This window comes from Streptomyces sp. KR55, assembly GCF_052245645.1.
Classification (GTDB): Bacteria; Actinomycetota; Actinomycetes; order Streptomycetales; family Streptomycetaceae; genus Streptomyces; species Streptomyces flavusporus.
In genome coordinates, this window is record NZ_JBQQCE010000311.1 from 1 (window position 1) to 11,690 (window position 11,690).

Here is an 11,690-nt window from a genome sequence, read left to right on the forward strand (position 1 = left end):
CGCGATAGAGCGCGACAGCGTCCTTCCTGAACTCCTCCGGATACGGAGACTTGCGCCCCACCTGGACATCCCTCCCTGGACCATCAAGATCCATTGTCAGGGTGTCCACTCCAAAGGATCAGCCTCAGCCACGCTGAAAGAGCTCACTGGGTCGGCGGGAAGTTCGCGAACGCGGTGATGTCCGTTGCGGAGTTCAGCGGCATGGTGTTGGCCTGGGGGAAGTGCCGTTCCAGCTTGTCGGTGACCACGTTCAGTTGAGTGCGGACTGCTTCGGCCGTCGTCCGCACTGGTTCTGATGATCGGCTACTCGGTCCCCCGCTGCCCTGCGGCGGATCGGGAAGAGCCGTCTGGCCGACCGGCTCGCCAACCGCAGCGTGGCCTCGCCCCGGTTCACAAGGACTCCGGCCGGATGCACGCAGCGGTCTGATCGCACCACGGAACGTCAACTCAAGCCTTGACGCACCACATTGGGAATCGTCGGCTTGGCCTCTGCTGCCGGGATACAGGAATTATCGTTGGCGCTTACGCGATGTCGGAAGTGTTTTGCGATCCATGACGGGCCCTGCATCAACGCTTTGCTTGCCTTCAAACCTTAGAGAAGGCGCCTTGCGCACACTTGCACATCCGCGCCAAACCCGATGGAACATCTACGTCACGCGTACGTGTTGTTAGGGTCCTTGTTCATGACTCCTATCAGTGACCCCGCGTTTCAGGCCAAGGCTGACATTCAAGTGCGACAAGGCGATCTCGGCCGGAACGGCTGTGTAAGTACGATCGGGATGGCGCGCTGGCTGGAAGACGCCCGGCTACGAGTGCAACTGCCCCGGTTCGAACGACTCGTAGGCGCCGGTGAGTTCGACCCCTTCCAGATCGTGTTGGTCAGCCAAGGCGTCGAACTGCTGGCACCTGCCCACCGCGAGGGCACCAATACGCAGGTGCACACCGGTGTTCGGCGCATCGGGCGGTCATCATTCACTTTCGAGCATGAGGTGTTTGCCGACAACAAGCGCGTAGGATGCGGCGAAGCCACAGTCCTGCTACTCGGCACCGCAGGACCGCTGGCGCTTCCGGACGAGCTGATCGCGGACCTCACCGCCTTGGCCATGCCAGATTCGAGCAGGACGGTCGTGAACCGTCCGGATGCCGAGCGCCATGAGCGTGACCACTACGCGCATTTCACGCCGTTGCGTGCGCGGATAAGCGACGTCGACTCCAATCAGCATGTCAATTTCATCGCCCTGGCCACCTGGTACGACGAGGCTGTCGCAGCGTTTACGTCGGCGGCACTTGGCGTGGGCAAGGGAGATCTTTTGCCCGACCTGTCACCGTCGTCATATCGAATCAACTACGTCAGCGAAGTCACCTATCCTGGAGATTACGAGATCGGGATTCTCGTCGCCGCTTTCGATACCGATTCCGTGCACTATGAACTAGGAATCTTCCTCGACGGCACGTGCTTGGGTGTCGCCGATGCCGTCGGGACACGTGGTGAGCTGTCCGCCAGGTCGCTGGCTCCGGGTGGCCCCCGTTGAGAGAGCGTACTGAGTGGGCGTCTGGCCGTAGCGTTTCTTGAAGGCGCGGATGAAGTGGCTGCTGTCGGAGAATTGCCAGTGCGCGGCGAGTTCGGAGACAGTGGGACGGAGGGACGGGGCGGTGAGGGCGCGCCGGGCCTCTTCCAGCCGGCGGTGGCGGATGTAGGTGGCCACCGACTCTCCCACCAGGGTGAACGCTCGTTGGAGGGTACGCACGGAGACGTTGAGTTCACGTGCCAGCATCGCGGGGGACAGCTCGGGGTCGGTGAGACAACGGTCCGCCAGGACCTTTGCTGCCTGGGTGAGCGCGGGGCTCAGAAGGGGCTCAGCATCGTCGAACCGACCCGTCGCCACTGCCTTGGCCAGTTCTATGAGGGCGCTGTGAGCGGCGCGCACGCCGGCTGGACCGAGGTCAGCCCCGGTCGCATGGACCATGTTCGTGTGGGCCGTCAGCAGGCGCATCTCGGCCGAGTCCGCCGACTCGGTGATGCTCTTGTTTCTGAGCCGTGGTTCAAGCATCGAGGAGGGCAGCGTGAGAATCTTCACCGTGGTGTCCGGCGCTGTCCCGAAGTGCAACGGTGGCCCGTGTCTCAGGAGGAACTGCCCTGCCGACACGGTGTATTCGTCACTCTCGGGCGAGCCTCCCAAGGTCCATGCGCCGCGCCGCACCACGTACATCCGTACCTGATCTTCGTAACCGTACGGGGTGCCTGCCGTTCGGATGACGGACGCGCTGTCGAGATCGGTGATCGCCACGTCGCGCATCTTCGCCACGCGACTTCTGACACGGAAATCACCGGTCGTAGCCGGGCTGAAGGTCGGCAGCGGGAAGCCATCGCCGACCTGCGTATGCCACCCGTGCCGGAAGGCATCGAAACCTCGCGCTACGGTGCCAGGAACGGTGGAGTCAAGCGAGAACCCTCCGTGCGAGTCAGCGGCCTCCGCGCCCGTGCCGTACATCGTCGACCGACCCACTCCTCGTTGGTTTCCCGAATCCTGTTGACCCTATGTTCTCTCCAGCGTTGCTGAGGTCAAAGCCAATGCCGTGACTCTGCTGGTGATGTTGGCGGGGTGCTGACACCTGGTTCGGTAGGTGCTTGCCTGGTGTGAGTGCGGTGGTGTGGGCGCTGGGGGTAGTCGCATGTAGCTGCGGCCGGAGGGCCATCAGAGGATCTCTTTGAGGACGGTACGGACGGTACGGACGGCGCGGGCAGCCAGCACTGGTGTTGGTGCCGCAGGTCGCGGAGAATTTCTTCGACCGGCCGCGGACGCGGTACGGACCAGAATCGACTGAAGTACGCGCTCGGACCGGAGCGGGACGATCCCAGGTTCGACTACTCGGTGCCGTGCGAGTTTCTGGCCACGCTGGCCGAAGGCGGTGCTGCTGGCCGGCTGTTGGAGGCGATGCTGGACCGCCTAGTGGAGGCCGGGTTGTGTCGGTGGGCGGCGCAGTGAGCGCTTTCCAACATCCCGATGCTGGCCGCAAGTTGGACGCTCCTGCACAGCGAAGAGGCTCCTGGCAGACGGGTTCTCGACCAAGATCACCCGTGTCCGCCAGGAGCTCGCATGCTTGTCTGCCCCTCCTCAATCGATCTGTCCAGCCGAACCCTGCGGTTCCTTACCGGTCAACTGGCCACGAGGCAGGCGGAGATCGGAACACGGTGGCGACGCCTGCCCGCCGGCCGCCAGGCCCTGCTCGCCCTCGCGCGCACCTGCGGTGCGGTGATACCTACGCCCAGCTCGCTGCCGGATTCGGCATGGGGATCGCCACGGTCTACCGCTATATACGCGAAGCCATCGAGACCCTGGCCACCCTCGCGCCTTCGCTCGCCAAGGTGATGCGCACGATCCGCGAGAAGGCGTTCGTGATTCGGGACGGCACCCTGCTGCCGATCGACCGGACCGCTGCGGACACCCCATACCACTCCGGGAGACACAAGCGCCACGGCATGAACGTCCAGGTCCTCACCGATCCGTTCGGACACCTGCTCTGGGCCTCGCCGGCCCTGCCCGGATCGGCCCACGACCTCACTGCTGCCCGGCACCACGGCATCATCGACGCGCTCACCGAGACGGGCCTAAAGTGCTGGGCGGACAAGGCGTATCAAGGCGCCGACCGACCTGTTCGGGTCCCGTTCCGCGGTCGCCGTCTGAAGAGGTGGAAGCGCCGCCACAACACCACTCACGCCAAGATCCGATGCGTCGGTGAACGGGCCATGGCCACGCTCAAGGGCTGGCGTCTTCTGCGGAAGCTCCGCTGCAGCACCAACCGGATCACCGACATGGTGAAGGCCGTCCTCGTCCTTCACCACGCGTCAACGTGAGGTTGGAAAACGCTGAGTGACGACAGATGCGCCTACGGCTTCTCACCGTTGCAATACTCAGTCCGGCTGCCGAAGTCCAGCGCCAATGCGTAGTTCAGGAACGGACGTTCGCACGGACCGCCTCCTCGATGGGTGTCGACCCCGTGTTGAGTTCGAGGATCTGCCGACCGATCCGGGGCTCGTGGAGCAGTTCAGCGAGGGTAGCGGCGACGTCTTCGCGAGCGATCTCCCCATGGAGCTCCGCCGGCCCGAGAGACACGGAGCCGGTTCCCGGATCGTCGAGGAGGAGTGAGGGACGGAGAATCAACCAATTCAGATCGCTGCGGCTGAGTGCGACGTCTGCACCCTTCTTCACGGCGAAGTAGTACTCGACTTCGTCCCCGAGGTCACGCTCCCGCCAGGACTCCGGAAGCACCGACACCAGCACGAAGCGCTCCACATCGGCAAGGCGTGCCGCCTTGATCGCTTTGACGACCCCATCGCCGTCGACAGCCGTCGTGACTTCCCTGCTGCCGCCGTTCGATCCGGCACTGAAAACGATTGCGTCAACGTGACCGAAAGCTGCTGCCAGTTGTTCCACCGTCATGTCGGCAATATCGCCGACTCTCGCGTTCACGCCTCGTGCTGCCAGGTCGGCCTGCCGATCGTCTCGGCGGGCCAACCCGTGGACGGTGTCTCCTCGCGAGCGAAGTTCCTCCGCCAGCAGACCCCCGATACCGCCGGTGATGCCCACGATGAAGATGTCCACGTTGATGCTCCGTTCTCCCGATGCGACTCTCCGGCACCGTCGCACGGCCTGCACCTAAGCGATTAACGGTCTGACTCCGCGCGGGTATTCCAGACAGACGGAGGCCGGCGGTCCTATGCACTCGGTGGCACGTCGGTCGTCACGAAGGGTGGTGGATCGCTGTCACCGGCCATCGACGCCGAGGGCGCCACGGCGGTCGACGATGAGACCACACCCTGGCCTCCGGAGGCGTCGAGGACCGCGTCGACTCCCCGCGGAAGATGGCCCACCCTCGGGCCGACGAACGGGCCGCCGGAATCTCCGGCGGCCCGTTCTCGAAACGGCTGCGATTGGCCCCCGTCACTCGGCGGTGAGAGCTTCCGCGTACGGGAAGATGAGCTTGCCGGAAGAAGACTCCCGTGGGGACACGACGGTCTGCCTCGACCCGTTCCGGAATTGACCGACCTCATGGCCGGAAAGCCCCTGGAACTGGACCTGCAGGACACGCGGCTCCGACCACTCTCCCTTGGCTCCGAACCCGACATCGCCCACGACGGTCGGGAAGATGGCCTCCCGTGCGTACGCCGAGAGGCTCGCGTCAGATGCCACCCACCGTGTGGTGCCTCAGGTCTGGTTCTCGCCACCGTCGACGTAGACGTTCGCGCCGACGACGTAGCTGCTCTGTTCCGAGGCCAGGAAGGCCACGACTGCGGCGGCCTCCTCGGGCTGGCCCATGCGGCCCTTGGGCACGGTCGCGGCGACATTCTCCTTGATGGCGCGGGCGGTCTCCTCGTCGCCGAAGGCGGCGGTGCCCCCGGGAGTCTCGATCCATGCCGGCGAGACCACGTTGACCCGGATGCCACGGCCCTTGAGCTCGGTGGACCACGTCCGCGCGAAGGACCGGACGGCCGCCTTCGACGCCGCGTACGCGCCGAACGCCTCCATTCCACGGTCAGCGGCCGTCGAACCGACCAGGACGATCGAGGCTTTGTCGTTGAGCAGCGGCAACGCCTTCTGCACGGTGAACAGCGTGCCTCGGGTGTTGACCGCGAAGGTCTGGTCGAAGTGCTCCTCGGTGGTCTGCTCCAGCGTCACGAACGCACCGACCGCCGCGTTCGCCACGAGCACGTCCAGCCCCTTGCCTCGGGCCCGGACCGCGTCGTAGAGCCGGTCCAGGTCGGCCAGCGTGGAGATGTCGCCGGCCACTCCCGTCGCCCGGTCCGTTCCGATGGTCTTGACGGCGGCCTCCAGCTCGGCCTCGCGTCGCCCGGTGACGAACACGTGCGCGCCCTCGTCCGCCAGCCGTACGGCGGTGGCCAGGCCGATACCGGTGCTGCCCCCGGTGACCACCGCCGTCTTGCCTTCCAGCTGTCCCATGTGGGTGTCTCCATCACTCTCTCGATGCCGATCCGTTCGACATCGATACTGCGGGAGATCGGGGATACTATCCATAATGCAGAGTCCGGCTTTCTTTACGTATCGTCCAGGAGGTGTCGTCGGTGCTCGGCTTTCGGGATCCAGTGGCTGACGCGATCGGCCTGCTCAGGCCCCGCACGGTGATCGGGCCCAGTCTCCGGGCCGCGGGAGAGTGGGCGTTGCGCTTCGACACGTTCTTGCACGTGCGGATCGGGGGCCTCGTGGGGGGCACGTGCTGGTTGATCCTCGAAGGGCACGAGCCGGTGCTCCTGCAGGAGGGTGACACCTTCATGCTGGGCAACCCGCCGCCTTACGTGCTGGCCAGCACGCTCGACGCAAGCCCGCGCCCGGCGGCGCCGGTGTGGGCGGGTGCCGAAGACGGGTTCGTGCGGATCGGCCCGGAGTCCGAGGAGGACCTCTACCTCTGCGTCGGGCACATCGCGTTCGACGACGGGAACGCGGCCCTCCTGACCGATCTTCTGCCGCCGCTCGTGATCGTCCGCGTGGCCGATCCTCATGGCGGGCGGCTCGCGCAGCTGATCGATCTCCTGGCCACCGAGGTCGGGGTCGCCGCCGCCGGCGGCCCGCTGGTGCAGAACCACCTCGCACAGATCCTGCTCGTGCACATGCTGCGCGCTCACGCCGGTCAGACAGACCGGCCCACCGGCTGGCTGGGCGCCCTGAACGAGGACGGCATCGGTGCCGCCCTGCGCGCCGTGCACGCGGACGTGGCCCACTCCTGGACCCTCAAGGAGCTCGCCGAGATCAGCCACATGTCGCGTTCCGCGTTCGCCCAGGCCTTTAAGAGCCACGTCGGGGTCCCGCCTCTGGAGTACCTGATCCAATGGCGCATGAGCCTCGCCCGCGACGCCCTCGCCCGCGACACTCTGTCGATCTCCGAGCTCGCACGGGCCACGGGCTACCTGTCCGAGAGCGCGTTCAGCACCGCGTTCCGCCGCGTGGTCGGCTCATCGCCCGCACAGTTCCGGAACCAGGCACGGCAGCCAGCGCACTCGGCCGCGAACGGAAGCTGAAGGAGGCGTCCTGTGCCTCCAGACCATCGAGCGGGCCATCACCGCGCTCACCGAAGGCAAACCACTGCGCGCCAAGACAGCCCAGTCCCTGCTGGCCGCCTACGACGCCGGCCTGAAGCTGGTCGGTCGACCTGTTTCCGACTGGCAGGACACCCGAACCCGCCTGCAGGGGTCCGCCGAACTCGAGGAACTGTTCAAGCAGGTGCGGATGCTACGGATGCTGAACGCCACTGACCGACTGGCTCTCACCCTCACCCAAGCCTGGGACGGAGCAGCCGCCTACACGGATGCAGCCGCCGCTGTACGCCGGGACCTGGCCAACGACCAACTGGCCGTGCCCGAACAGAACACAGCCGCCGTCAGTCTGATGAGTATGCACCGCTCCAAGGGCAAGGAGTTCGATGGCGTAGTCATCGTCGAAGGCGCCTACCACAGCCGCCTGCTGGACCCGGAATGGGACGCCGAACGCATCCGGGCCAACCGCCGCCTGCTCCGCGTCGCCATCACCCGCGCACGCCACATGGTCGTCTTCGTAAGGCCCGAGGACGGTCTGCCGCTGACACCCAACCGCTAGTTCCAGCACCGCGTATAGAGATCCGGAATCCTGAACAGCGCTTCAGGACCGGAGCTGCCCTCCTGTACGACGCGTTCGAGGAATCCGAGCCGTTCCAGGAGCCCGACCTGGTTGGCGATCGTGCCGTCCGCCTCGTCGAAGAGTCCCTGGACGTCGCGCAGGGCGAAGCGATCGCGTTTACCGGCCCGGCAGTTGCGGACGAATGTGGGAGCCACCTTGAAGTCGTTGACGATCTCGTTGAAGCTCAGGTCCGACAGCTTCGTCATCGCCTTGCTCACCGACTCAGCGGAGAACAACGGGAAGCCGGATACGTGTGCCTCGGCGTCCTCTGACAGATCACGCGTCAGGTGGAGCAGGAGCACCGCGTGCCGGGGGGAGACATCGCCGTTGCCATTGCGCAGAGACTCGAGGAGCCACTGATCGACGGGTTGGCCCTCGATCTCCGGCGGAAAGACGACCTGGAGCGCGCCGCGTGTGTCGGCAATACCGTCGGCGCCACGCAGGCGGGTGGCGAGTGGTTGGAGCGGGGCGTTGGTGAGAACGCGTCGAACGAGGACCTGCAGCCAGTCCTCGTCGGACCACTCGAGCGTCAGCGTTCTGGAGACCAGTTTGTTCTTCTCCTGGATGTCGTACAGCTCGAACAGGTCGGTGCGAAGGAGTACAAGCAGCCCTACACGTTCGAACTGTGACACGCGGCTCTCGGCCTGGAGCAGGGCCTGGACCACGGCTTGCTGTTTCGCTCTGTCGTATTTGAACGTCTCGTCGATGCGGTCGAACATCACCATCACGTGCCGGGCAGACTCTCGCAGAAGGACGTCGGCCTCCTTCAGGAACGACTCGACGTCGACGGACGCGCCGCCTGGTCTGCTGGTGCCTGCGGGAAGCTGGGCCTCGAGCCCGACCGGTCCGACGGTGAATTTCAAGGTGGTGCCGCCGAAGGGGCGCAGGCCCGCCCGCAGGACGCGTCGCAGGCGGCCCTCCGGTTCGGTCGGAAGGTCCAGGGCGGTTCGGAGGTTGGCGCCGCTACGGCGAAGTTCCTTTGGGGCCGAGGGAGGAAGCTCGGAGGCGACAAACGCTGCAATGACCACAAGCCACGCGGCTCGAAGGGCGTCGGCGTTCGTCCATGCGTCCGGGGCAACGATGCGCTGCAGGAGGTCCCCGGTATTGGCAACAGGACGGATGGAGGCGCCGGCGCGGCCTGCACCGACAGGCGAAGCGGTGGCCAGGGTGCGGAAGATGGCACTCTTGCCCGCCCCGCGGTCTCCGACGACGAGGGAGCGGCGTTGTCCGAGAATGCGTCCGATGTCGTGGCGCCGGACGAAGGTCGCAGTCAGCAGGTCGTCCCTCTCCGCCTCCTCTGCACCGAACTGGAGGTCGGCGAGGCTGAAAGGGCGCCCTCGGAGGTACTGCGACAGGATGCTGTCCACGAGGCTTCTGTGAAAGAGCTGCGCAGTACGTGCCGCGTGGTCGACAACGACCAGCCCGTAGGTCTGCAGGATGTCCAGCTCTGTGAGTACCTCCTGCTCTTCCATGCCCGACCTGGCTGCGAGGGTGTGGATCTGCTCCCTCCCACCGGCCAACGCGATCTCTTCCAGGAGCTCGGTCAGGATCTCTGGCCGCGGGTGGCCCGCTTTCGCTCGGTCGGCCATCCACTGGAGCATCGTCGGCAGCGTGAGAGGGCCGCCCTCGGGAAGTGATTGCTGCTGGGCAACGTTGACCAGCGCACGAAGCATCAGGGGATTGCCGTCAGCAAGCTCAGTTAGGCGTGCCATCACCCCCTGCGCCAGTCCGGGCAGCTCCTGGCGGATCATGTCGGCTGCTTCCGCCTGCGTGAGGTGACCGAGTTGAAGTACTTCCAGTCGTGCGAAGCGGCTGAATGACAGATCGGGCAAGGGGCGAGAGGCCACCACGAGCTTCCAGCCGTCCAGGGCCAGGGAGAGCTCCTCAACCGCGGCACTGAGACGGGAGGGGCGGGCGGCCTCGTCCAGTGCGTCCAGGAGGAGAACCGGCGCGCTCATCTGCTCCTCCAACTCCCGCAGAATTCCTGCCGTCTCCTTCAGTGACGCTCTGCCGGCGGAGGTACTGAGAGTGCGCATATGTCTCGGGCCGATATCGAATCCCGAGGCTGCGACCTCGTCCAGGATGCGCGTGCCCAGCTCGCGTGGATCAACCTGACTCGCCAGACTCACGAAGAAGACGGTGCGGTCCCGCCCTTGCAGCACGGCCTGGGCCGTGCGCAGCAGTGTGCTCTTCCCCGTTCCCGGATTACCCAGAAGCAGCACGCCCCGTGACTCCGGCTCAGAAAGAATGTCCATGAGCCGATAGAACTCGCCACGCGGGACGAAGGATTCGTCGCCCATATGCACGTCCCCCATGCCAGCGGCCGGAACTTCTACCCGGCCGTACTCGCGTTGCACGCGAGCGCCCGATCCGGCCGGCACACAAGCCGGTCGTGCAATCACGGTAACGGACCGGTCTGTAGCATCGGCGGCGTTGACGCCAGAACGTCCTGGACGGCGCATGCGGCGCCCAGCACCACCAGCCGCGCAGCGCTCTGATCACGTCTTTTGATGTCAGCCGAACTTGACCGATCCCGTCCCAGGGGTGACCACTCTGCCGGGCATCTACTACGGGACCGACGACCTACGCCGCTTCCTCAACAGAGACATCTTGCTTGAGACGCAGCCAGTGCTCCGCAGCCTCAGCCTCAGCAGCTCGGCTATCAATGCCACCTGAGAAGACACATTCTCAAGCCGCAGCACATGATCAATCCTCCGCGCACTCCCCCACTTCCGCCATACAAGGCGTTCTCAGCGCATCTGCGGCAGACTCATCCAACCTGCAGGAGCACAGGTCAAGCAGCCCGCACGTGTTCCGGAAGGCGTCGCAATCCATCTGCAGCACTGCAGGTCAACGATGCGCGGTCACCGCAGCACCAGTGAGACATCACACCCGCGCGGTCATCCAGGTCTGCCGCAACGGGCTGACCGAGACCAAGGACGTCATGCGTGCCGTGCACCTGGGCGGCCGCCAGGACGAGGGCGTTGTGTCCTGGTCGGGGCAGACACAGCGCAAGACGCTGGAACTGATCACATCCAAGACCGCAGACGCCGTGCGTACCTTCCTGTCCCGCGAGTACGTCGAGGCCAAGGTGCGCCAGGTGGAGACGGCCGCCGGTAAGACGCTGGCAGAGCCGACGAAGACCATCGAGCACGTCACCAAGACGCTCAGCATCGGAGCCGAGGCCAAGGACATGATCCTGTCGCACTTCGTGCGGGGCGGTCAGATGACGGCCGGGGGCGTGATGCAGGCGGTCACGTCGACCGCGCAGACCCTCACCGACGCCGACCAGGCCGCCGCCCTGGAAGCGCTCGCGCTGCCCGCCCTGACGGCAGCCGCCACACACGGCTGATAAAGCCCCCGCGCGGGCCGGCCCCTCCCCCACCCATCCGGCCCGCACGGGCCCGCCCGGCGCCAGAGCGCGGAGCGCTCCCCCACCCGGCCAGGGAGCGCGGAGCGCGCCCGCCCCGCCCCTGCCGCGTAGCGGCAGCGCGACGTGTCTGCGGAGCAGACCGCGCGCGCCCAGAAGACCCTGCCGTGCCACAGGGCACGGTGCGCCGGCCTCGGTGCTCACCGCCCCGTCCAAGGAGGCCCCATGCCCGCACGTCCGGAGCTCATACGCCCCGACGACGCCGCCATAGCGGCCGCCATGAGCCGCACCCTGACCGCGCTTGCCGCCCTGGTCCAGGCACTGGGTGACGGCGAACACACGATCAATCTCGTGGTCGACCGGACCGACGACAGGTTTGTCCGGAGTCAGGCCGACCTCTCCGTCGGCACCGCCCCGCTGCGCCTGGCCGTGCTGGACGAAGACGACTTCGACGCGCTGCGCACGCTGCTGGTGTTCGCGTTGGAGGGCAGCACCACGCAGGGCCGTCCTGGTCGCCACCACCGCCGCCGAGCCCAACCCGTGCGTGCGGCTGGACCGTACGGAACGGGTGGCTGCACCCCATGGACCCGGCCGAACTCCAGCAGGCCGTCATCCCGTGCCCCGACGTCTCCGCCGTACTGCGCGAGGTCTAC

At 66.1% G+C, this 11,690-nt stretch carries 10 protein-coding genes and 2 pseudogenes; 6 read left to right on the forward strand and 6 right to left on the reverse strand.

All coding sequences use genetic code 11. The features are described from left to right. Nucleotides 1-149: 149 nt before the first annotated feature. Nucleotides 150-284: pseudogene (locus tag ACTWQJ_RS34670) on the reverse strand (IS256 family transposase); the annotation flags it as partial. A 399-nt stretch (nucleotides 285-683) separates the two neighbouring features. On the opposite strand from ACTWQJ_RS34670, the gene ACTWQJ_RS34675 reads away from it, so the two are divergent. Then, complete coding sequence (locus ACTWQJ_RS34675) at nucleotides 684-1,532, forward strand: hypothetical protein (protein ID WP_443310437.1); 849 nt, start codon at nucleotides 684-686, stop codon at nucleotides 1,530-1,532. Here ACTWQJ_RS34675 and ACTWQJ_RS34680 read toward each other — a convergent pair. After that, nucleotides 1,431-2,492 carry a helix-turn-helix domain-containing protein gene (locus tag ACTWQJ_RS34680; RefSeq protein WP_443310438.1) on the reverse strand — a complete coding sequence of 354 codons (1,062 nt, stop codon included), beginning with the start codon at nucleotides 2,490-2,492 and terminating at the stop codon, nucleotides 1,431-1,433. The two genes, ACTWQJ_RS34675 and ACTWQJ_RS34680, sit on opposite strands and share 102 nt — an antisense overlap. Nucleotides 2,493-3,098: 606 nt before the next feature. Between ACTWQJ_RS34680 and ACTWQJ_RS34685 the strand changes: the two are divergent. Then, nucleotides 3,099-3,856: pseudogene (locus tag ACTWQJ_RS34685) on the forward strand (transposase family protein). A gap of 94 nt (nucleotides 3,857-3,950) precedes the next feature. On the opposite strand, the gene ACTWQJ_RS34690 reads toward ACTWQJ_RS34685, so the two are convergent. From ACTWQJ_RS34690 to ACTWQJ_RS34700, 3 genes are all read right to left on the reverse strand, one after another. Then, the gene (locus tag ACTWQJ_RS34690; RefSeq protein WP_443310439.1) at nucleotides 3,951-4,604 is read right to left on the reverse strand and encodes an NAD(P)H-binding protein; all 654 of its coding nucleotides are present in this window, start codon (nucleotides 4,602-4,604) and stop codon (nucleotides 3,951-3,953) included. Nucleotides 4,605-4,943: 339 nt separating this feature from the next. Continuing rightward, the gene (locus tag ACTWQJ_RS34695) at nucleotides 4,944-5,192 is read right to left on the reverse strand and encodes a hypothetical protein (RefSeq protein ID WP_443310440.1); all 249 of its coding nucleotides are present in this window, start codon (nucleotides 5,190-5,192) and stop codon (nucleotides 4,944-4,946) included. A 15-nt stretch (nucleotides 5,193-5,207) separates the two neighbouring features. Then, nucleotides 5,208-5,960 carry an SDR family NAD(P)-dependent oxidoreductase gene (locus ACTWQJ_RS34700; RefSeq protein WP_443310441.1) on the reverse strand — a complete coding sequence of 251 codons (753 nt, stop codon included), beginning with the start codon at nucleotides 5,958-5,960 and terminating at the stop codon, nucleotides 5,208-5,210. 143 nt (nucleotides 5,961-6,103) lie between these two features. Between ACTWQJ_RS34700 and ACTWQJ_RS34705 the strand changes: the two genes are divergently transcribed. Both ACTWQJ_RS34705 and ACTWQJ_RS34710 read left to right on the forward strand, forming a co-directional pair. Next, complete coding sequence (locus ACTWQJ_RS34705; protein WP_443310442.1) at nucleotides 6,104-7,033, forward strand: AraC family transcriptional regulator; 930 nt, start codon at nucleotides 6,104-6,106, stop codon at nucleotides 7,031-7,033. A gap of 91 nt (nucleotides 7,034-7,124) precedes the next feature. After that, entirely contained in the window at nucleotides 7,125-7,607 is a 483-nt protein-coding gene (locus ACTWQJ_RS34710; protein WP_443310446.1) for a 3'-5' exonuclease, read from the forward strand. Here ACTWQJ_RS34710 and ACTWQJ_RS34715 read toward each other — a convergent pair. Continuing rightward, nucleotides 7,604-9,967: a P-loop ATPase, Sll1717 family gene (locus tag ACTWQJ_RS34715; protein ID WP_443310443.1), complete on the reverse strand. Its 2,364-nt coding sequence runs from the start codon at nucleotides 9,965-9,967 to the stop codon at nucleotides 7,604-7,606. The genes ACTWQJ_RS34710 and ACTWQJ_RS34715 overlap by 4 nt on opposite strands. Before the next feature lie 578 nt (nucleotides 9,968-10,545). Here ACTWQJ_RS34715 and ACTWQJ_RS34720 point away from each other — a divergent pair. Both ACTWQJ_RS34720 and ACTWQJ_RS34725 read left to right on the forward strand, forming a co-directional pair. Then, nucleotides 10,546-11,019: a hypothetical protein gene (locus ACTWQJ_RS34720; RefSeq protein WP_443310444.1), complete on the forward strand. Its 474-nt coding sequence runs from the start codon at nucleotides 10,546-10,548 to the stop codon at nucleotides 11,017-11,019. 243 nt (nucleotides 11,020-11,262) lie between these two features. Continuing rightward, the coding region (locus ACTWQJ_RS34725) for a hypothetical protein (RefSeq protein ID WP_443310445.1) at nucleotides 11,263-11,690 on the forward strand (428 nt) is incomplete at its 3' end.